Origin of the sequence: Bacillus sp. FSL R9-9497 (assembly GCF_038005805.1) — a bacterium.
Taxonomy (GTDB): domain Bacteria; phylum Bacillota; class Bacilli; order Bacillales; family Bacillaceae_G; genus Bacillus_A; species Bacillus_A cereus.
Genome location: NZ_JBBOTY010000001.1, coordinates 1,573,154 through 1,594,997, shown reverse-complemented (window position 1 = coordinate 1,594,997; position 21,844 = coordinate 1,573,154). Strand labels below are relative to the sequence as shown.

Here is a 21,844-nt window from a genome sequence, read left to right as displayed (position 1 = left end):
TCTCACTCCTTGTAGATTACATGTAGTCTAAAATACTCGTTTTACTCATCGTACTAACTGCTTTAAGTGTCGCTTCATACGTCGCATTTATATATGCCAAGTCAGAAATTGCGACCGCTAAATCAACATCCTCAATTTCTTTACGGTTTTCTTGAAGCGCTAAATTTTGCTCACTTAAAATTGTTTTAAACGTCTCCATTGTGTTCATTGTTGAACCAACTTCAGTTGTACGGTTAATGATGCCATCTAAGTTTTTCTTATTTTCTCCTAATAACGGTTGTAACGCTTTTTGGTCACCTTTTTGCATCGCTTCGCTCATCTGTTTTAACGTTTTTATAACCGGGGATAATAATGCTTCTCCGTTACGGAATGCCTTTAACTCATAACCGTCATTTAGTTGCCAGTTCACATCATTTTGTCCACCCTGGTACGTACCATCTTCTGTAAATGGTGACTTTTCTGCACTATCACCACCGAAAATATAACGACCTTGCTCTTTCGTATTCGCTAAATATACAACTTGTTTTAAAATTTGATCAATCTCTGCACCGATGGCTTTCAATTCTTTTTCACCATTTGGCTCATTTAATGCCTGTACCGTTAATTGATCTGCTCTCGTTAAAGATTTAAAAATACCTTGCAAAGTATTTTCAGTTTGTGTTAATACATTTTTTGAGTCAGCTAAATCTTTTTGCATTTGTTCAATATTCGCCAATGAATGTTGAATCGCAAATGATTTACTCGCTGCAAGTGGATCTTCACTCATAAGAAGATTTTTCTTCCCTGAAGTTACTTGGTTTCTATGGTATTGTTGTTGCACATTCAAATCCATTAACTGATTCTTTGCCCAGTTTGCATTTTGAAATGTAGATACTCTCATTTCTATCTCCTCCTTATATATTTCCAATCAATTATTATCACTTATCGAATAATCGAAAATAGACTATCAAACACTTCATTCATCGTAGTAATAGCTTTAGAGTTTGCGACGAAATATTTTTGGAAGGCCATTAAATTTACCATTTCCTCTTCCATATTTACACCTTCAACGCTCATTTTTTCTTGTTGAATACCTTCTAGTAAGTCGCCATGAATTTTTTGATAACCATTTACTGCACTTTTATCAGATGCAACACGAACTATAAATTGGTCTAATGCTTGTTTATAAGAAAGACCTTCTTTATAATCGTCATCTGTAACTGCTGCTAGTTTATTTGCTGTTTCAGCAGACATTTTCATTTTCGAAACATCTTTTTGGAATTCTGGATTTAACTTCATCTCTTTCGCATAATCTCCAACGAAGAAATCTTTTCCCATCACTGTATTCACTTGATTTTTCATTGAACTCATTAAGTCTTCGAGATTTTTTTTATAATCAACAATCTTCGCTTTCGTATCAATCGCTGATTTTATCGCTCCGCTAGTTACAGAGATTTCTGAACCGTAAATCTCAACTGACATTGGGTCTTTTTCTTTATTTAATTGAAGTGGATATGTATCTTGTCCATTTACTGTTAAAATACCATTCATTCTAACACTCGCGATATTAGGATTCATAGATTCATAAGATACTTCGATGTTTGCATACTTAGACATCTCTGTAACGATGCGATCTCGTTCGTCTAAAAGTTGATTCGGCACTTGTGTACCCGCTTGTCCAATTTTATGATTCGCTTCTGCTAAACTAGCAGCAAGACGATTAAATTCATTAACATGCGCTTCAATATCTTCTGCCGTCTGCGCTTCCACTGTATCTAAGTTTTTCGCAAGACGATTTACTTGACTAGTGAACTTCCCAGTTTCAGAAATTAATGTATCATAGTAGTTTGGTTGTTCTGGATTTTTTGCTACTTCACGAAAGGCATTAAAGAAACCGTCCATTAAACTAGATAATGAATTCTTCCCTGTCGTTCCAACCATAGACTCTACACGTGATAAAGTTGAATTCATGTAGTTATAGTAAGAGAGCTGAGATAATTGATCATTAAACTGCTTCGTTTTTACCTCATCAGTAATACGGTCAACACCTAGCGTTTGTACACCGTAACCAATTCTCTGTTCTGGCGTATGACCATTGCTTGCTCCAACAGATCCGTAATTCACCATTTGACGAACATAACCCGGTGTATGAATGTTAGACAAGTTTTGTTTCGTTGTTTGTAACCCCATTTGAGCCGCTAACATACCAGATAGCGGTGTATTATAATCAGATAATCTCATAAAGCTTCACTTCTCCTTTACAATAGTTCATTCATAAAGATTTGCGAATTATTGTTTCGCTCTAAATTATATTCAGAAACAGAATCCACAATACTTTCTGTAGTTTTTAATAGTACGTTTAAGTAATATTGATTTTTCAAAAGAAGCATTTTTACATTCTCTTCTAATTCAGTTACGTTTTTTTGTAATTCTTCCATTTTTTCAATTTCTTCTTGAGAAAAATACGAAAATAACGCACTTACACGAAACGATTCAACCCCTTGTTCTTTACAGAACTGAACAACCATTTCTTCTAATGAGCTTGATAACCCTTTTAAACCATCAATGTACTGCAATTGCTCTACTTGCAATTTTTGAACTGCATTTACATTTTTATTTTTTAAATTCTCATATATTTGCTCTCCAAGCGCTTGAATATTTTCATACGCTTTTTGAATAATAACGAGTTTTTCATATAATTGTATGTACATATAGCTTCCTTTCTTTTACAAGACTAAATTCACAATTAAACCATGGATTTCTCCAATTTGATTTAACATTTCTAAATGTCCTGTTTTCGTATTAATTAAATTCATAACATCTTCTAATTCATTCAATCCCATTTCTGCCTGTTTAACAATCGTCATTTTCTGTGAATATCCGTAACGCGGGTGACGAGACATGACATCTTTATACTGCAATACATTATCAACGTAAAAATTCAAAAATGATTTTACTGTATTTTTGTATTCCATTACATTATCAAGCGTTAATTCCATTTCAATTTTCTCTTTAATTTCTCCAATATTATCGACAAACGCTTCCATTTGTTCTAGCAATTTATCTTTTTTCGGATCTGCATGCAAATTATCCGAAAATGCAAGTCCTGTCCTGACATTTGCTTCTTTCGGCATTTGAGTAGCAGGCGGTATATGCGATAAAATTGGATTATGCGAGATAGAACGTAGCATATATATCACCTATTTATTTTTTTATTTCTTCCTAAACTTAATCGTAAAATCCAGTTATTTATAATTATACTCTGAACAGTAATATTTTGCAGTTATTTTTTATAAAAGATATGTTACAATTTAGCATGAGGTGGCACAATTCTATGAATATTTTCCTTTGTGGTTCAAATCAATTAACAGCATTAGATCAAGAAGAAATTAAAAAATTTTTAACTGACTATGCTCACAAACATAAAATTTACATATTATGTTATAAATCTATTGAAAATGAGGTTCTTCGTTTTTTCGTTGAGAATGAAAGACTCGCTCAAAATTTATGCCTTTACACGCTGCAACCATTACAAGCAATAACAGATGAATTTCAAGAAGTCGTTGATTACTTAAAAAAACACGGAGCCGAATATGTTGCTTTTGATCATCCTTCTGACTCCATTTACCGATCAGATTATATGTTTTTTGTTAAACAAATTATTGAAGACACTGATTTAGTTCTCTGTTTTTATAACGGGGACAAACATACATCTGTCATCCCTGTCGATGTTGCAAAAGAAGCAGGTATTGATGCTGTCATTTATGATTTACCAGGATTACATGAAAAGCAAATGAAAAAAAGCTTTGAACAAAAAATTCGTATGATGTAAAGGGGGAGGCACAATACCATTATTGTGCCCATTGTAAATATGATAATTGAACAAGATTATGATCATTTTATCGCGAGTTTTAAACAACAATTCAATATGGACATCGCTTCATATAAACAAGATAGAATGCGCCGTAGAATCGATGCTTTCATTTCGAGAAAAGGCTTCGAAAACTACACTAATTTTTTAAACAAATTACGCGCTGATCAAAATTTATTTTTAAATTTTATTGACTATATTACAATTAACGTTTCAGAGTTTTTTAGAAATAAAGAACGATGGCAAACTTTAGAGTCGAAAGCACTACCAAAATTACTCGAACAAAATAGCGGAAAATTAAAGGTATGGAGTGCCGCTTGCGCTGCTGGTGAAGAACCATATACACTCTCTTTAATTTTATCAAAGCATCTAGCTCCATTTCGTTTTGAAATTCAAGCAACAGATCTTGATTTTCATATTTTAGAAACCGCAAAACGCGCTCAATATACAGAACGTTCGTTAAAGGAATTACCTACTGATTTGAAAGAACGTCATTTCACAAAAGAGAATGGTCTATATTCATTGCATCAAAACATTAAACAAAACGTCTCGTTTAAACAACATGACCTTTTAATGCAGTCATTCGATACAAATTATGATTTGATTATTTGTCGTAATGTAATGATATATTTCACAGAAGAAGCAAGAGTAAAACTTTACGAAAAATTTAGTCGTTCTTTACGAAAAGGCGGTGTACTATTTGTTGGTAGTACGGAACAAATTTTAACACCCGAACGTTACAATCTTCAGCGATTTGATACATTCTTCTACGAAAAAATATAAAAGAGGTCGTCACAATGGAGTGACGACCTTTTTACATAACTCGAATTAAAATAATACCGACAATCCATATGAAGAGAAAAAGAAACGTCATAGACCATTTATGTTCTTGCATCGTTTGTTTCAATGCCTGTGATAATTGTGTCATGTTCATTTCCGCAAGCGCTCTCCATACACTTACATCCCGATCTTTAGCAATGCGGTCTGTAACGCTAATTAAAATCGTTTCGTTAGACAATTTCGTTATATAAGCAGTAATAACCGTTACCATCAAATTTATATTTCCTTCTGAAGAATCACTTTCCACTCTAGAGATGAGTGCACTTACATCTAGTAAAGGAATATGTACTTTTCTACCAAATGATAGTTGCACTTCAGCGAAATCATATGTTCCATCTAACAAAGGAAGTTCTTTTATATGCGCCTGCTTAACAAGTCCTTGCAGGCTTCTAATTACTTGTTCAAACACTTTTTCTGATTGCTTTCCTTCTTCAGATAACGTATGTAACTTTTTAAAAAGTTGTAACACTGTATCCATCTCTTTAGAAAGCATTTCCTTCATAATCTTTCCATCACTTAAACTTGCAAGTAAAATACCTATCTCATTATTTTTCGAAATAATTTTAGACTGTCCAGTAAACACTAAATTGCTACGCTTTCGTTCTTTCTGGATTTCATGTTCCGAAATAGCTGCAGGCTGTTTTAATGGTTGTAGCGTCTTATCTTCAATTGTCGTACGTTTAATCTCCATTTAAGCGCCTCCACTACTATGAAATAATTAGCCCCATTCTTTATTACTCTTTAAAACTAAAAACAGTACGAACAAACCTGACATGATAGTAAATACATCCGAAGCTTGTACTCCCTGTTCACCTTTTTCTTCTTCCTTGTCTTTCGTTTCTTCTTTTTGTTCTTTCTTTTTAGAGACAACTTGTTTGTTATTTTTCTCTTTTTGGTCCTTCGCCTTATGTACTTCCTTGTTGTCTTCGAACGGCTCTTTTATAACGTAAGTAAATTCCTCTTTCTCTTTCAACGGTTCTTTTATAAACTTATTTACTTTCTCATCTTGCTTCGGAATTTGAACAACTGGCAATTTTTCTTCTGGAAGCGGGTTTTTGATTTTCAAATCTTCTTGCTTCTCATTTTCTTTCTTATCTTCTAATTCATTTTCTAGTTTATTATCTAATTTATCTTCTTTCTCTTTTTCTTCTATCTTTTTATCATCTTCGTTTTTTGGCGCCAAAACAGAAATGGTATATTCACTTTCTTCAACAAGTTTATTACCTGCTGCATCTATTATCTCTACAAGTAATTCGTATGGCCCAGCCGGCAATGCTTCTGTTATTTCAAATACTTTTTGCCAATCCATATCATGCTTGTTGTAGTCTAATAAAAACGAAAGCTCTTTATTTTCTTTCCCTTTTAATGTAACGCGCACTTCTTTTACAACCGATTCTATATCTGACGCTTTTACTCGTATATGTATAGAATCTCCCTGTTTTCGTTCAACTAAGTTCTCTTTTACTTCATCAATAGTAACTTTCTGTAACTTTGGCAATTCTTTATCTATAGTTGGCGTTTCATTTTTAATACGAATGAGCGGGACTTTCACTTCATTTTTTACGATCTCTTCTTTCTCATTCTCTTTGTAACTTTGAACGAGCTGAAGATTCCAATCACCTTGCAAATCAAAATCCCCTGCTTTATAGTTCGCAACCCAGCTCTTCGTTTCTTCATCATACTCAAAAGATAGTATTCTTTCTTGCGCATATTGCTCGCCATTTTTTTGTAACTGCAATATACCTTTCATGCTTTGAATGTTTTTCCCATTTGGTTCTACAGCAATTCGCATTTCTTCGCCAACTTTAAGCTCCGGCTTATTTACTGTAATAATTCCCTGTTCTGTTTCTATCTTTCTTTCATTCAATTGTTTATTTACTACTTCTTGTTGTTCTACTTCTTGTTCTACTTCTTGTTCTGCTTCTTTTTGTTTCTCTTCATCTTGTTTCGTTTCCACTTGCTCTGAAGATTCTTGAGATTCCTTATTTTCTTCTTGTACATTCACTTCATTTATTTTTTGATCTGGCTCAATTTGTTCCTCAGCCTGACTTTGCAAGGGGAAGAACAAGCACACATGTATGCATAGCCAACTCATTAGAAAAAACTTTACGTTTTTCATCTACTAGTTCAAACTCCTATTTCAATGCCTTATAGTGATTTCGTCACTTTTACTCCAAAAAATCCATTTACATTTACAAGTTCACCATACGCTACTAATACATCATTTACATAAATACGAATCGGTTCATCAATATCCTCATCTAGTACAACTGCTTCATTTTCTTGTAAACTTAATATATCTTGAATCGTTTTCACTGTACTTCCAAATACAAATTTCACGTTCATTTCTACATTTTGTAGAATGGACGTGTCCATATATACTGGTTCCATTTGTTTTACTTCTTTAAATTCAATAGGTTGCACAACTGGTTCTACAATTTTTTCTTCTTCAATTTCTTCTGTGGCAATCTCTTCTTCTTCCACCATCGGATACAGAAGTCGCCTTACCATTTCTTTCGCTTCGGAAATTGGCAAAATTTGATACATCTTCGATTGAAGCAAATCGCCAATTTCAAGATTGAACGTAATTTGAACGAGTTCGTCCACTTCCATTGACTCTCCCAAATATTCCATTTCTTCTTTTAACGTTACAAATTTAACATTTGGCGGCGTCATGTCCATTTTTTCTTGAAACATTTCTGACATCGCCGTAGCAGCATGACCCATCATTTGGTTCATAATTTCTTTAATACCGCTCAGTTCTAATTCAGTAAGCTCTTTTTCTGGGTCAACTTCCCCTGTTCCCATCATCATTAAATCTACCATTGTTAAAGCAACATCTTTCGTAAATACGAATACATTCTCATTCTTTAGCCCTTCAACAAAGTCGACATTTAAAATAACAAATGGTACTGGTACTCCATCATAATGACGAACATTGATTGCTTCCACATTTGGTGTACTAATTGTAACTGGCTGATTTAAAAGCGTTGATAATACTGTTGAAGCGGAACCAATTGAAATATTTGCAATTTCACCAAGCACATCTTTCTCTTCTTGTGTTAAATGCTCTTTCTCAACTTCTTCTACAATCTCAGTTTCCACTACTTCTGCTGGTTCGTCTGTTTCTTCTACTCCACCAGATAATTGCATTAATTTATTTACCATTTGTTTCGCATGCTCAACTGAAACAATTTGTACAAGTTTAGAGTTTACAAGATTATCTATCTTTAAATCAAACGATACTTTAACAATCGTATGATTCCCATCGATTTCAGAGATTTTCTCCATTTCTTCTGATAACTTTACAACTTTAATCGTCGGCGGAGACATATCTACTGTATCTTGGAAGAATTCCGACATAGATGTAGCTGCGAATCCCATCATTTGATTCATCGCTTCTTGTACAGCACTTAGCTCTAATTCACCAAGTTCTTTTCCGTCCTCCACTTCACCTGTTCCCATCATCATTAAATCTGCAATGGACAATGCAACATCTTGCTTAAGGACAAGGAGGTTTTCCATATCTAATCCTTTTGTAAAATGAATGTTTAATACAACATGCGGAACTTCGACATCTCTTGAATCATATAAATCTACCAACTCTATGCGAGGAGCAGTAATGCTTACTTGCCTATTTAAAATTGTTGATAATACAGTCGAAGCTGAACCAAATGATATATTTGCAATTTCGCCAAGAATATCGCATTCTTGGGGCGTTAAATGCTCATTTTCTTTTTCTAGCACAATCGTGCTCGTATCCCCTTTTGTGTGTTGCTCAGGCATTTTCCCTGCCTCCTCATTTCTGTTTTTCTATCAAATAATATAAACTCTTATTTTATGTTAGCAAACTCATTAGTATAAAACGTTACTATGTATCCATTATTAGATTCGTAACGATTAGCCAAAAAGCTCCCCAATTGTATACAAGTGGGGAGCTTTCCTTCATTCCTATTATAAACCTTCTGGGTTTAAAATGAGGACCACTCGTCCATCACCGAGAATCGTCGCACCAGAGAAATAGTTAGAACTCTCTGCAAAGAAGTCACCTAATGACTTTAAGACTATTTCTCTTTGACCGATAATTGTGTTTACAATAAGTCCATAGCTGCGATGTGTGTTACGAACAATTAACACAGGAACCATTTGACCATCATATGACGCAAACGCCTCATCTACTGTTTTTTCACCAAATACAGTACTTAAATGTTTCACTTCAATAATTTGATTACGATAATTTAATACATCTTTTCCTTGTAAGGATTGGATGTCTTCTCTCTTAATTCGAATTGCTTCAACGATATTTCCAAGAGGTAAAGCATAACGCTTATCATTCGTTTGAACAAGCATAGATTGAATAATAGATAACGTTAATGGAAGTTCAATTCTAAATGTACTTCCCTTTCCTTCCTCAGAATCAATAATTAAATGTCCACCTAAACTATGAATCGTATGTTTTACAACATCTAATCCGACACCGCGTCCAGAAAGATCTGATACAACTTCAGCTGTACTAAATCCCGGTTGGAAAATAAGATCAAACACTTCACGATCTGTTAATCTATTCGCATCCGCTTCAGTTACAACGCCATTTTTAATCGCTTTTTCTAATACTTTCCCTTTATTAATACCGTTTCCATCATCCGTAATTTGAATAACGACATGATTTCCACTATGAAAGGCTTCTAATTTAATCGTACCTGTCTCATTTTTACCTGCATCACGTCGTTTTTCAACAGTTTCAACACCGTGATCGATTGCATTTCGAATTAAATGAACGAGCGGATCGCCGATTTCATCAATAACAATTTTATCTACTTCAGTATCTTCACCTGTAATTTGTAAATCGATTTTTTTCCCTAAATCTTTCGCTAACATACGTACCATACGCGGGAAACGATTGAACACAGTTTCAATCGGCACCATACGCATATTTAATAGTACATTTTGAATATCTTTTGAAATATCGCCTAATCGATTTAAATGTTCAATTAGCTCCTTGTTTTGAATCGTTTGAGCCAATTCATCAATGCGCCCACGTTCAATTACACTTTCTTCAAACATATTCATTAATCTTTCGATTTTCTCTAATTGAACACGAATTGAACGATTCTCCACTTTAGCATTTTTCGTTTTTGTAGTACTTTTAGCTGGCATAGTACTTGAAGGTTGATTCGTTGCCTCTATCGGTGAGTTTACTTGCGTAACCACAGCAGGTTGTAGCTTTTCTTCTACTTGCACAACTTCTTGTGTAACGACCTTTTTAGAAACTACTTCCTTCGATATCGGTTCTCCTTGCTTTACTTCCACTTTCTCAATTTCAGAAACATGAAGTACTACTTGTTTCAACTCTTCTATACTACAATCCGTATCCATAAATACTGTAAATTCAAATCCGAAAGCATCTGCTTCAATTTCTTCAATACTCGGAGCTGTTTTTTGTATATTCCCTACATTTTGCAATGCTTCAATACACATAATAGCACGTACCGCTTTTAAAATTGCTTGCTGTTCAACTGTTATATGCACTTCATGCGAAACTCCATCATCGGTGTCTATATGATTTTGCTCTATATGTTCCGTAGGAGTTTCTACATTGCCGTTCAATAATGCTTCTAATTTCTGTTTAGTTGAGGCTACATCAATATTGCCCATTCCACCTTGTTGCACATCTGCAACCATCTTCTCCAAATTATCAATGCACTCAAAAATCACATCAATAATATCCGCATTTACAACTATATTTCCATGACGAATTTCATCTAACACATTTTCCATCTTATGCGTTAAATCAGCCATTTCCGTAAATTCCATGCTCGCAGACATACCTTTGAATGTATGAGCGGATCGGAATATTTCTCCTACAACATCCATATCACCAGGATTTTGTTCTAACACTAGCACATTTTCATTTAGCGACTGTAAATGTTCTTCTGACTCTTCGAAAAATATATTTAATAGATCTGTTTGCATTTTTATCCCCTACCTGTCTAACAAACATTTCATTTATGTATAACAATTTAGTGTTTTACAATGAGAAAAAAGGGGGCCACACGTCGATCCGCTATCACTGTTTTGATTCCTTGTGGCACCCCTTCTATATTAACTATTTGCTACTTTTGTTAAAGCTTCAATTACACGATCCGCTTGGAATGGCTTTACAATAAAGTCTTTTGCCCCGCCCTTAATTGCATCTAATACCATACCTTGTTGTCCCATTGCAGAACAAATAACAACCTTTGCACTTGAATCAATTTTAATAATTTCTTTTAATGCTTCAAGCCCGTCCATTTCTGGCATAGTAATATCTAATGTTACAATATCAGGTTGAAGTTCTTTATACTTTTGAATTGCTTCTACCCCATTCTCTGCTTCGCCGATAACTTCAAATTCAGCATTACTTTTTAATAAGTTTTTAATCATCGTTCGCATAAACATCGCATCGTCTACTACTAAAATTTTATGTGCCATTCTTTTTAATTCTCTCCTTCTATGTATAAATATATCTTAATATTTCACCTTATCATTCTCACTCATTATACAAAATAAAATGATAAAATTTAATATTTTTTTAAAAGAATTTTCGTATTTTTAGTATTTTATTATTAAAATAATAATATACTACTCTTTTATATAAATAACAACGCGACGGTTTTTTTCCCAGTTTTGCGGTGAATCATTTGGTACAATTGGCTTTGTGTCTGCATATCCTACCGCAGCTAGCCTTTTATCGTCCACATTATACACTTCAATTAAATGGTGAATCATATTTGCCGCTCGTGCTGAAGATAACTCCCAGTTAGAGGGGAATTTCTCGTTATGAATAGGTCTACTATCTGTATGTCCCTCTACAACAATTGGGTTAGGTACGGATTGAAAAAATCCAACTAATTGACTTATTATCCCTTTCGCTTCGGGCTTAACGTTCGCATCGCCTGTATCAAATATTAAATTATCTACTATAACGACGCTTACCCCTGTATCCTCTCGATATACATTCACTTGACTAATACCGTTATTATCTACATACGCTTTTAACTTCTTATATAATTCATCCATTCTCTTTTTTGAAATCATTTTTTCATCATTTTTTTCATGTGAAATATCCGGTATTGTATTTTCCATTACTTTTGCATCTACTTGCCCCGTATCACTAAACTTTTCAAGCATCTTTGACAATTTTACTGCATCTTGCTTTGATGTAGCAACTAGTAATACAAAGAAAGTTAATAATAACATCGTTAAATCTGTAAAAGTCGTCATCCAACGAGGCGATCCCTTTTGCGGTCCTTTACTCATCATACCACTCCTTGAAATATTAGGCTGCTCCTTTTACCTTTTTTACCTTTGTTTCGTATACGTATGTATCCAGTTTCAACTTTAATTTAGAAGGGATTTGTCCACGATACAATTCTGAAATTGCTTCTATTACAAACTTCTTCTCTGTATATAAATCTTCAATACCACGATATACTTTTTCCGCAAGAGGGATTGCAATCATATTCGCAAGTACAGACCCATATAATGTCGTTAACATCGCAACTGCCATTCCTGTACCAATTTGCGATGTATCTTGTAAGTTTTGGAGCATAATGATAAGACCGATTAACGTACCAATCATTCCCCAAGCTGGAGCAAAATCACCAATTTTATCTAATAATACTGCTCCTTTTCTTAACTCATACACTTCCGTTTCAATATCTTTCAATAACACTTCTTTTAATTCATCTTCATCGTAACCGCTTAACATTAATCGAATTCCTTTTTGAATAAAAGGATTGTCTACTTGCGCTCCATCTACCTCTAAAGAAAGCAAGCCGTGCTTTTTAGACTTTTTCGAAAAATCGACAAACAAATCCGTTAACTGTTCTAAATCTTCTTCTCTTCTATGTAAAACAGTAAAAATGCTTTTCGTATATTTTTTTATTTCTCCAAATCGATATGCCACAACAATTGTCGCTGTTGTTCCCCCTATGACAATTAAAATAGATGAAACATCTAAAAAGTTTTTGAAAGCTTTTATTCCACCGCCGCCAAGCATAATTGCCGCTATCACTATAATGAAACCTACTATAATGCCCACTGGGCTAGAAATATCAAACTTCCTTTTTTTTCTTTGTGGTCTAGCTAATACTTGATTTTTCTCTCCCATATTTCTGCCCTTTCCTTTCCATTTTTATATAACATTTTTTTATTTTAATAATACGTTTTCACATATAACATGTATTATACGCTTATCATCTGTTTATCGCAATATACTCATGAAATTGACACATTTCATTTCTATATTAGAATTATGGTATGAATAAATGAGGAGGATCACGATGGAACACAACATTTTACAAGTCATTGCATTAGCAGAAAAACTAAAATATGAAATGCGACATAGCTGGCTTTCCAACGGACGTCAAGAAAGTGTTGCCGAACATACATGGCGGATGTCTCTAATGGCCATTTTAGTTGAACCTTATTTGGATCAAAAAGTAAGTATTGAGAAATTACTTAAAATGGTTATTATTCACGACCTAGTCGAAGCCGAAGCTGGTGATATTCCTGCTTTTGATACAATGAATAGTCACGAATTACAGTTACAAAAACAAAAAAATGAACTGGAGGCTATTTTAAATATTAAACAAACGTTAACAGGTTCTCTCGGCGAGGAATTATATGACTTATGGATGGAGTTTGAAGCGAAAGAAACATACGAAGCACAAGTTGCTAATGCACTCGATAAACTTGAGGTGAAAATCCAGCATAACGAAGCTGATATTGATACGTGGCTACCAATTGAACATAAAATGACGTTCCAAGTAGCAAAGCATACAAACTTTGATTCTTTCCTATCTAAATTACAAAAAATTATTGAACAAGATGGAGAAAAGAAGTTAATTGCTGCCGGCATTGATGTTGAGGCATGCAAGCAATAATGAAATAAGACACTCAACAAGAGTGTCTTATTTCATTATTGTTGATATAGCCTGCTTATAAATAAGCTGTTGTTTTCCATCCACTAAGATTAAAACTGTAAATTTATCCACTCCAACAATTTCTCCTACTATTCTAACGCCACTCTTTAAGAAAATTGTAACTGTACCTTTTTCTTCTTTTATTTGTTTATACAATTCTTCCTGTAAATGTTCCAATTACTGTCCTCTCCTTTTTGTGAAACATCTTAATATAAAAAACTATAAATTTTTTATTTATGCACTTTGTCTTTTATGTTCATAAACTTATTAATAAGTATATCTAAATCACGACTAAATAACAAAACTTTATCATGATCCAATCCGTGTCTCGCAACAAGTTGAATTAACTCTTTCTTTTTGTTTTCTATTTTATTTTTTAATTGTCCCATCTCCATCTCTATACTAAAACTCCCTTTTCCCATAATATTACTTGTAAAATTATAGTACATATTCTCTCATAAAAAAATAAGAAAATGGTTTTTTTTACAATTTTTTATTTTTTATGCCTAAATTATGAATTACGTAAAGGTTTATTTACAAATCACTAACATGCAATCCTAATGAATCTACAGGCATTTGTCTAATTATAAATGAGACTGGCTCGTTTTCTATACAAAAAACATACTGTATATAGTAGTCCATGAACCATATAGATTAACTTACTAAAAAGGAGGAAAACATATGAGTTATGGTGGAAGTTGCGCTGGTTTCGGCGGTGGATTTGCTTTGCTTATCGTACTATTCATCCTTCTAATCATCATCGGATGTAGCTGTTGGGGTGGCGGCGGATACGGATATTAATATATCCTATCCTTGAAAAATGAACTAAAAACTATAGAAAAACAGCTCAAATATGAGCTGTTTTTTTTCATACTTTCGTATGAATTTATATCCCTCTTATTTGCGATTTCAACTAGCAACATATTGTTTACTATGGAATAAGAAACATTTTTACTAAGGGGGATTACAATGATTAGAGGTCTTTACGAAGCACATTTACCTGTCCGCAACTTAAAAGTATCAATACCTTTTTATGAATCACTAGGGCTAAAATTATATAAAAGAGGAGATAATATTGCTTTCTTTTGGATTAAAGAAAATGAGAGTTGGCTCGGCCTTTGGGAAGGCACAGAATACAAAGTGAATTATCACCCCTCTTTACGACATATCGCCTTTCAAGTAAGTTTACATGATTTAGAAAATGCGATTCATTGGCTAAATCAAAAAGGAATTTCAGCACGAAAAGACTTTGGAATGGAACCAATTGAACCGATTGTTTTTCCGGAATTAGCACATGCAGCCGTATACTTTAACGACCCTGATGGAAATAGTTTAGAATTGATTGCACAATTACCTGTTGGACTTCCCACAGCGGAAAAAGTGTATTTAAGTGAGTGGAAAGAACAAATTCAAACATCGTCATTACATAAGGATTAATCTATTTATGTCAGTTTCTTATTCCACACTTCTTAAAACAAATAAAAACTTCAATAAACTATTTTATGGGCAAACATTAAGTGTACTTGGGGATTGGTTCCATACGGTAGCTTTATTAACATTTGTCTACAGCATAACGGAATCGCCGTTTATGATCGCACTTACTTTTATAAGTAAAAGTTTACCACAGCTTCTTCTTAGTCCATTCATAGGCGGAATTGTAGATCGTTTCTCTAAAAAGAATATTATGATTTTTACCGATATTACACGGGGAATTCTAGTCCTTACATACTTACTCGCAGGCTATAAAATTGAGATTATTTTCATTACTAATATATGTTTATCTGTACTTTCTTGTTTATTTGAACCGGCTAAACAAGCAACCCTAAAAAATATCGTACACCAAAATCATTTCGTAACTGCTAACTCTCTTTCTAGTACAATTAATGGTTTTATGTCTATTATGGGGGCTTCTTTGGGCGGAGTAATTGCACAATCTTTACATATTGAGTTCGCTTTTTTAGTAAATAGCCTATCATACTTTATTTCAGCCTATTTTATTTATAACATGAGTATTCCTGCTCATGATACTTGTAACAAGAACAAAGCATTTTTCACTGATATAAAAGGTGGTTATACATACATATTACAAACAAAAATCATTTTAACAATAATTCTTGTCGGCATTTCATGGGGGATTATTGGAGGTGCTTATCAACTACTTCTAACGATCTATGCCGAAAAAATTTTCCATACGAACATTGGGATTTTATATACGGTTCAAGGGGCTGGGCTTATGATAGGAAGCCTTCTCGTTAATCTTTATATATCCCATAATAAAGAAAAAATGAAAAAAGTATTCGGTTGGGCCTACTTATTACAAGGAATTTTCTTTCTCGGATTCATTCTATCCGATCAACTTATTATCGGTATCATTACTTTATTCTGTATGCGCATAGCAGGAGGAATCATCGTTCCACTTGATACGACATTACTTCAAACTTACACACACGAAAATATGATAGGTAAAGTTTTTTCATTCCATTATTCCATTTACGGATCTCTTATTCAGTTATCGATGTTTTTTACAGGAGGGCTGTTAGAAATTCTTTCTCCTCAAATGATTGGCTGTTTATTAGCTACATGCTGTATTTTTGTAAGTTTTATATGGCTGTTCTTGTTTTATCGCGGGGATCTCAGTGAATAATTTAATGATAATCAATACATTTTGATCCCATTCATTATTTGTTTCCCCATAATAAAATTGTTTAAAAACACAAGTCAGATTTTTTAGTTAAAGAGCCTTATATGGCAACACTATTTGAGAAAAAACTAGATATTTATGTTAAAATACAAATAAGTTTGTGAAACATTGCACTTAAATAATAGACTTTAACTAGTTAAACTTGATTAAATAGGAGGGCTGTTTTGGGTATCACATTCTTTTTCATATGTATTATATTAGTGGCTTCTATTCTGCAAGCAAGTACAGGTTTTGGCTTTTCCATAATGGCAACCCCTTTCTTACTTATGTTATTTCTACCACAAGAAGCTATACAAATAAACATTACTTTATCTTTAATTATCTCCATTTCACTCATTTGGAAAATAAGAATGGACGTTGATTTTGTTCTACTGAAAAGGTTTATTTTTGGAAGTATAGTTGGTGTTCCTTTTGGCATTTTAATTTTCATTTCCGTTAACATAAACACTTTTAAATTAGCAGTTAGCATCCTACTCTTACTATTAACATTGTTGCTAATATGCAACGTTAAGGTTAGATCAACACAATCTAGAGATCTCATAGTTGGCGGATTATCTGGTCTTTTAACGACAAGTATCGGTATGCCAGGTCCACCCCTGTTACTTTATTTTACAGGAACTAATACTGAAAAAGAGAAGTTAAGAGCAACTACATTAGCTTTTTATCTGTTTATATATTTCATTAGTCTAGTAACTCAAATACTCTTTACTGGCACAAACAAAACCATTTGGGAATCAAGTTTTTATGCCATTCCAATTGTATTTTTAGGTTTGTTTATAGGTCAAATTATTTTTAAATGGCTTAATCAACGGATTTTTAAAATATTTACGTACATTCTTTTAAGTTGTACAGGGGGTTATCTTCTTATTGAAAGTTTGAACTTGTTATAGAGGATGCTTTAGAGCGTGCAATAACAGATATGTTCAAACGAAATTATTACTGTATTTTCCGGCGGGGTATTCCATATCAAAACTTAAATAACTTTATTGACAGTTTACAATTAGCAATAATCTTTCTTTCATAAGGAAAATATTTCAAATCAAATACTAAATAAAACGATAAAAAGCGGCTATTATGCCGCTTTTACTTACTATTGGCATTTCATCCTCATTTTCTATCACTTTTGTAAAAAATTATTAATTTTTATTTCTATGTGCATGATAACAAACAAAATACCTAAGTTCAGAAAGAATAAACAACTTTCTGGCCTTAGGTATTTCTCCTTCTCAAAAAGGCAAACCTGCATCACAGGTTTGCCTCTTTACTCACTTCTTATTTAATCCTTTTTCACTTAAAAACTCTTTCATATGCATTCTTTTTTCTTTAGACATAAACGAACTCATTGATTCCGTCCATGTTACGTTTTTCTTGTTTGATGATCTTTCTTTATAATACGCGTTCATCGTTTCATCATATTCGTTTAGTAATTCATCATATTTTTGTTCATCATATCCATTTTCATGAAGAACTGCTGCTACTGGTAAACGTGGTTTAACTCCATGTTCTTCATCTGGTACACCGACTGTCATTCCGAATACAGGATATACTTTATCCGGTAAATGAAGCAGTTCACTCACTTCTCTCGGATTATTACGAATACCACCAATATAACAAATACCGTATCCTAACGATTCTGCTGCTAGTGCTAAGTTTTGCGCAAAAAGTGAAGCATCTACCGTCGCAACGATAAAGTCTTCTACTCCCTCATGCTTTATCTCTGTACTATGTTTTTCACATGCAATTTCAAGTCGTTTTAAATCTGCACAACAAACAAAAAATGCTGCACAGTCCTTCACATGGCGATTTCCGGATAGCTCTGCTAGTTTAGCCTTTAATTCCTGATCTGTTACATATATAACAGAATACGCCTGTACAAAATGTGATGAAGCTGCATGTTGCGCAGCATGCACCATCTTTTCTACTACATCTTTCGGAATTGATTCTTCTTTATATTTACGAACTGAAACATGTTGCTCCATCTTATGTATGATCTCATTCATGAAAATCACTCCTTTTTTCTCTTCATAATGAAAAATTAACATATCTTTTTCAATTTTCACAACTTATAAGCACAAAAAGAGCAATTCTTTTTGAATTGCCCTTTTTTAAAACGTTTATCGATACGGTAAATGAAATTATAATTATCTTATTACGCCGTTTTCAAAACTTTAATACCTTTTACGATATTCCAAATGAAGTAGTAAATTCCTGCAAGAATGAACACTGCATATGTGATAGCCATTCCAATTCCAGCACCGTCAGATTGATTGAAACCTAAACCGTACATGCCTGATACTGCTAGCCCTCCAAATAAGATTGCGTATGGGAAAACATGTGACCAAAATGCTTTTTTCGCGTGATACTTCACTTCATCTTCTGCAATAAAGTACACGATAATTGGTAGTAAAAATGGTGCAAAAAAGATACTAAAGTAACATAACGAAGATAAAATATTATTTCCTTTCATCCGATTCACCTCTAAATAGTTTTTGTTACCTTCATTATGTCAGGAAATCATTCTAGAAACTATCGCTTTACCTTTCACGAACGTGACATATTTGTAAGATTTTCCTCAAACTAAATCCCGCCTGAGTTTCAGACGGGATCACTTTCACTATATTCGATTCATAAACCAATACTGTGTAATTGCTAAATATTCTCGTACATTCGATGGAATGATGATTGGTTTCGGTGTTTTTGCCGGAAGACCTTCTAATTGTAAACCTTGTTTGGCCGCTATTTTTTTCGCTCTAAACATGTGAAAATCGTTTGTTACGATCATACCTTTTTTCATATCGGCTGGAATTAACGGTTTTGAGAATGTAATATTCTCATCTGTACTCGTAGATTTGTCCTCCATTATAATGCGGTCTTCTGCGATATTTTGTTTTATTAGTCCTTGTTTCATTGCTAATGCTTCTGAAATGTCTTCGCCTTTTCCTTGTCCTCCAGATACGATAGCGATTGTTTTCTCATGTGATTTTAAATATTCAGCTGCTTTATCAATACGATATTGCAATGAATAAGATGGTTTCGTCCCATTTACTTTCGATCCTAGTACAATTATGTAATCAGCATCGTATGTTGCATTCATATGCCCATGCTTATAAATGTGATATTGTAAAAACCCCGCATACACGGTGCAAATCATTATAACAACTAAAATGCCCTTCATTATTTTCTTCTTTCTCATATTCATATACTCCTATTTTCTTTTACTTCCTTCATGATAATATCCATTTATTTGTTTGTATACAGACAAATTCCAATAAACCCTAATTTATCCTCTGAAAGGTAATATTTATATTACTTTCGGGAATAGTAAGTACAACTTTACACGAAGGAGTGTCTCTATTGCTTCTCTTTTTATGTAACGTGTCGTTCTTTTTCATCTTATTTTTGCTATCGCTTAAGTTACTCGGTAAATCCGCGTTAGCGCAACTAACTCCTCATGATTTTGGGGCTATAATTTTTTTATCTTATTTAGCTTTCCAGGCCATACCCGTCTCTGGTGCTTTACAAGCATTTCTCGGTATGGTTGTTATCACATGTTTACATTTACTCCTTACAAAATTAAGCCTATTCAACAAACTAAATCGTTTTATTCTCGGACACCCTATCATTTTAATTAAACATGGTGATATTATTTTTGAGAACTTACAAAAAAGTAGATACCCCATTGCAGAACTGCTTTCTAATCTTCGCGTTGCAGGATATCCAAGTGTTCATGAAATTGAATACGCTATTTTAGAAGCGAACGGCGCTATTAGTATTTTACCAAAAAGAGAACTTGTACCATTAACTCCAAAAGATTTAAACATAGATGTTAAGTATGCTGGATTACCAATTGCACTTATCGTCGATTCACAAATTCAATATGATAACTTAAAGTTAATACATAAAGATGAAAAATGGTTATATAAAGAATTAAAAGAAAAAGGAATTACAAATATTAAAAACGTTGCCTTTGCTTCTGTTCAAGAAACGGATGGATCTTTTGCTATTAGTTTAAAGGAATAAGAAAATCCCCTTAATTGCTTAAGGGGATTTTTATCATATCGCTTCTTTCTCTCCTGCCATATTTAATGGAACAGGATGTTTCATACGATTCATCGTAAATACGATAATCGCTGTCATTACTTCTGCAACTGGCATAACGAGCCAAATTCCATTTATACCAAATAGTTTCGGCATAATCCATAACAATGGAATAATAAATAGTAATCCTCGGCTCATTATAATAAGTACTGATTTCTTCGTTTGTCGCACTGATTGGAAGTACTCTCCATACACAATGTTATAACCTAAAAATACGTATTGGATAAAGAATAAACTAATACCTGTTAAGGTTAACTCCAATAATTCTGGAGATTGAACATCAAATAAACCAATGATATATTTCCCGAAGAATAATCCGACAATTATCGCAACGCCTCCAAGGACAACTGCAATTTTCACAGCAAACTTCAATCCTTCACGAAGTCTCTCTGATAAATTTGCCCCGTAATGGAAACTAGCAATTGGCTGTAATGCTGCTCCAACACCGAAGAATAATAGTAATGTCATTGCATGAATACTATTCACCATCGCATAGGAAGCTACTCCTACTTCTCCTGCATATTGGACAAATGCGATATTAAAACCAATCGTTACGATTGCAACCGTACTTTCTGCTGTAAAACTTGGGAAACCAATCACCATAATTTGTTTGACAGTATCCCATTCAAAATGAAATTTCGTCCACTTTAAAATACTACTTTTTCTAAAGAAATGGGTTAATAATACAAGGAAACCAATCGCTGCCGAAAGAATAGTCGCTGAAGCAGCACCTGTAACGCCCCATCCAAAGATAAAAATAAAGATATAGTCAAACACTATGTTTAATACAGCCGTTACAACAAGACCAGCCATTGCTAAATTAGGATTTCCATCATTTCGTATAAATGTACTTAAAATATTTTCTAAAACGTATATCATTCCAAATGTTAATAATACGTGTAAATAGTCTAACGCATATGGTAGAATCACTTCGTTTGCACCAAATAAGTATGCTAAATCTTCTATTCTCCATAAGCAAATCGCTGCTAAAATCCCTACGATAACAACTGCTACCGTCATTGATTGAGTAAAAATAGACCTTGCTCTTTCTCGTTTATTTTCACCTAATGCAATGGAGTATAACGTTGCCCCGCCCATTCCGATCCATAATGAAATAGAGAAGAAAATCGAAAAGGCTGGAATAGCCACGTTCACTCCTGCTAAACCGTTCGCCCCAACTCCTCTACTAATCATAACCGCGTCAATTACAATATTCACTGACATTAATACCATTCCAAGAACTGCTGGTATTAAATAAGAAATAAATAAGCTTTTAATTGGTTTTTCTCTTAATTTTTCTGTTGCTTCCATACTCTAATATGCTCCTTTTTTTCAACTCTCTTTTCTTAGTTTAAACCTTCAAGTAACTTTAAGGTCAATAGAGAATTG

At 33.5% G+C, this 21,844-nt stretch carries 25 protein-coding genes; 8 read left to right on the top strand and 17 right to left on the bottom strand.

Translation table 11 applies throughout. The features are described 5' to 3' along the window. Positions 1 to 16 precede the first annotated feature (16 nt). Genes MKY21_RS08305 through MKY21_RS08290 form a run of 4 tightly spaced genes read right to left on the bottom strand, consistent with a single transcriptional unit; the run spans position 17 to position 3,170 of the window. Positions 17 to 880 carry a flagellar hook-associated protein 3 gene (locus MKY21_RS08305; RefSeq protein WP_001266405.1) on the bottom strand — a complete coding sequence of 288 codons (864 nt, stop codon included), beginning with the start codon at positions 878 to 880 and terminating at the stop codon, positions 17 to 19. Positions 881 to 921: 41 nt separating this feature from the next. Then, the gene (flgK, locus tag MKY21_RS08300; protein WP_001239711.1) at positions 922 to 2,220 is read right to left on the bottom strand and encodes a flagellar hook-associated protein FlgK; all 1,299 of its coding nucleotides are present in this window, start codon (positions 2,218 to 2,220) and stop codon (positions 922 to 924) included. 17 nt (positions 2,221 to 2,237) lie between these two features. Further along, positions 2,238 to 2,690, bottom strand: coding sequence for a hypothetical protein (locus MKY21_RS08295; RefSeq protein ID WP_000275885.1), 453 nt, complete (start codon positions 2,688 to 2,690; stop codon positions 2,238 to 2,240). A 15-nt stretch (positions 2,691 to 2,705) separates the two neighbouring features. Further along, on the bottom strand, positions 2,706 to 3,170 hold the full coding sequence (locus tag MKY21_RS08290) for a YaaR family protein (RefSeq protein WP_000946323.1): 465 nt from the start codon (positions 3,168 to 3,170) through the stop codon (positions 2,706 to 2,708). A 143-nt stretch (positions 3,171 to 3,313) separates the two neighbouring features. On the opposite strand from MKY21_RS08290, the gene MKY21_RS08285 reads away from it, so the two are divergent. Further along, positions 3,314 to 3,811: a flagellar motor switch protein FliG gene (locus MKY21_RS08285; RefSeq protein WP_001020110.1), complete on the top strand. Its 498-nt coding sequence runs from the start codon at positions 3,314 to 3,316 to the stop codon at positions 3,809 to 3,811. A gap of 39 nt (positions 3,812 to 3,850) precedes the next feature. Continuing rightward, a complete protein-coding gene (locus tag MKY21_RS08280; protein WP_021728666.1) occupies positions 3,851 to 4,633 on the top strand; it encodes a CheR family methyltransferase in 783 nt (260 codons plus the stop codon). Positions 4,634 to 4,664: 31 nt separating this feature from the next. On the opposite strand, the gene MKY21_RS08275 is transcribed toward MKY21_RS08280, so the two are convergent. The 7 genes from MKY21_RS08275 to MKY21_RS08245 all read right to left on the bottom strand — a co-directional run bounded on the left by MKY21_RS08275 (position 4,665) and on the right by MKY21_RS08245 (position 12,842). Further along, on the bottom strand, positions 4,665 to 5,381 hold the full coding sequence (locus MKY21_RS08275) for a hypothetical protein (RefSeq protein ID WP_030024807.1): 717 nt from the start codon (positions 5,379 to 5,381) through the stop codon (positions 4,665 to 4,667). 27 nt (positions 5,382 to 5,408) lie between these two features. Beyond that, positions 5,409 to 6,809, bottom strand: a complete 1,401-nt coding sequence (locus MKY21_RS08270; RefSeq protein ID WP_086392177.1) for a transglycosylase — start codon at positions 6,807 to 6,809, stop codon at positions 5,409 to 5,411. Between the two features lie 29 nt (positions 6,810 to 6,838). Next, on the bottom strand, positions 6,839 to 8,476 hold the full coding sequence (locus tag MKY21_RS08265; protein ID WP_001115015.1) for a flagellar motor switch protein: 1,638 nt from the start codon (positions 8,474 to 8,476) through the stop codon (positions 6,839 to 6,841). 168 nt (positions 8,477 to 8,644) lie between these two features. Beyond that, a complete protein-coding gene (locus MKY21_RS08260; RefSeq protein WP_086392176.1) occupies positions 8,645 to 10,663 on the bottom strand; it encodes a chemotaxis protein CheA in 2,019 nt (672 codons plus the stop codon). Positions 10,664 to 10,792: 129 nt separating this feature from the next. Continuing rightward, a complete protein-coding gene (locus MKY21_RS08255; protein ID WP_000940568.1) occupies positions 10,793 to 11,161 on the bottom strand; it encodes a response regulator in 369 nt (122 codons plus the stop codon). 150 nt (positions 11,162 to 11,311) lie between these two features. Beyond that, a complete protein-coding gene (locus MKY21_RS08250) occupies positions 11,312 to 11,989 on the bottom strand; it encodes an OmpA family protein (RefSeq protein WP_000033627.1) in 678 nt (225 codons plus the stop codon). 19 nt (positions 11,990 to 12,008) lie between these two features. After that, positions 12,009 to 12,842: a flagellar motor protein MotP gene (locus MKY21_RS08245; protein WP_086392175.1), complete on the bottom strand. Its 834-nt coding sequence runs from the start codon at positions 12,840 to 12,842 to the stop codon at positions 12,009 to 12,011. A 172-nt stretch (positions 12,843 to 13,014) separates the two neighbouring features. Between MKY21_RS08245 and MKY21_RS08240 the strand changes: the two genes are divergently transcribed. Continuing rightward, positions 13,015 to 13,617 (top strand): HD domain-containing protein, encoded by a 603-nt coding sequence (locus tag MKY21_RS08240; protein WP_000400781.1) that lies wholly within the window; start codon positions 13,015 to 13,017, stop codon positions 13,615 to 13,617. Between the two features lie 27 nt (positions 13,618 to 13,644). Here the strand turns inward: MKY21_RS08240 and hfq are convergent, their stop codons facing one another. Further along, the gene (hfq, locus tag MKY21_RS08235) at positions 13,645 to 13,833 is read right to left on the bottom strand and encodes an RNA chaperone Hfq (protein WP_025688342.1); all 189 of its coding nucleotides are present in this window, start codon (positions 13,831 to 13,833) and stop codon (positions 13,645 to 13,647) included. Between the two features lie 53 nt (positions 13,834 to 13,886). After that, positions 13,887 to 14,105, bottom strand: a complete 219-nt coding sequence (locus tag MKY21_RS08230; protein WP_000291688.1) for an aspartyl-phosphate phosphatase Spo0E family protein — start codon at positions 14,103 to 14,105, stop codon at positions 13,887 to 13,889. A gap of 232 nt (positions 14,106 to 14,337) precedes the next feature. Between MKY21_RS08230 and MKY21_RS08225 the strand changes: the two genes are divergently transcribed. The 4 genes from MKY21_RS08225 to MKY21_RS08210 all read left to right on the top strand — a co-directional run bounded on the left by MKY21_RS08225 (position 14,338) and on the right by MKY21_RS08210 (position 17,247). Beyond that, positions 14,338 to 14,457, top strand: a complete 120-nt coding sequence (locus MKY21_RS08225; RefSeq protein ID WP_000120179.1) for a YjcZ family sporulation protein — start codon at positions 14,338 to 14,340, stop codon at positions 14,455 to 14,457. Between the two features lie 168 nt (positions 14,458 to 14,625). Continuing rightward, positions 14,626 to 15,093, top strand: coding sequence for a VOC family protein (locus tag MKY21_RS08220; protein ID WP_000617953.1), 468 nt, complete (start codon positions 14,626 to 14,628; stop codon positions 15,091 to 15,093). Positions 15,094 to 15,100: 7 nt separating this feature from the next. Beyond that, the gene (locus tag MKY21_RS08215) at positions 15,101 to 16,300 is read left to right on the top strand and encodes an MFS transporter (protein ID WP_000117067.1); all 1,200 of its coding nucleotides are present in this window, start codon (positions 15,101 to 15,103) and stop codon (positions 16,298 to 16,300) included. 221 nt (positions 16,301 to 16,521) lie between these two features. After that, the gene (locus MKY21_RS08210) at positions 16,522 to 17,247 is read left to right on the top strand and encodes a sulfite exporter TauE/SafE family protein (protein WP_000513082.1); all 726 of its coding nucleotides are present in this window, start codon (positions 16,522 to 16,524) and stop codon (positions 17,245 to 17,247) included. 375 nt (positions 17,248 to 17,622) lie between these two features. Here MKY21_RS08210 and nfsA read toward each other — a convergent pair whose 3' ends face one another. From nfsA to MKY21_RS08195, 3 genes are all read right to left on the bottom strand, one after another. After that, entirely contained in the window at positions 17,623 to 18,357 is a 735-nt protein-coding gene (gene nfsA, locus MKY21_RS08205; protein WP_001002392.1) for an oxygen-insensitive NADPH nitroreductase, read from the bottom strand. A 149-nt stretch (positions 18,358 to 18,506) separates the two neighbouring features. Next, entirely contained in the window at positions 18,507 to 18,824 is a 318-nt protein-coding gene (locus MKY21_RS08200; protein ID WP_000678033.1) for a DUF4870 domain-containing protein, read from the bottom strand. A gap of 147 nt (positions 18,825 to 18,971) precedes the next feature. Next, positions 18,972 to 19,550 (bottom strand): YdcF family protein, encoded by a 579-nt coding sequence (locus tag MKY21_RS08195; protein WP_001227679.1) that lies wholly within the window; start codon positions 19,548 to 19,550, stop codon positions 18,972 to 18,974. A 161-nt stretch (positions 19,551 to 19,711) separates the two neighbouring features. Here MKY21_RS08195 and MKY21_RS08190 point away from each other — a divergent pair, with 161 nt between their 5' ends. Beyond that, complete coding sequence (locus tag MKY21_RS08190) at positions 19,712 to 20,377, top strand: DUF421 domain-containing protein (protein ID WP_000923922.1); 666 nt, start codon at positions 19,712 to 19,714, stop codon at positions 20,375 to 20,377. A gap of 33 nt (positions 20,378 to 20,410) precedes the next feature. Here MKY21_RS08190 and MKY21_RS08185 read toward each other — a convergent pair whose 3' ends face one another. Next, positions 20,411 to 21,766 (bottom strand): MATE family efflux transporter, encoded by a 1,356-nt coding sequence (locus tag MKY21_RS08185; RefSeq protein WP_000388390.1) that lies wholly within the window; start codon positions 21,764 to 21,766, stop codon positions 20,411 to 20,413. Positions 21,767 to 21,844: the final 78 nt, after the last annotated feature.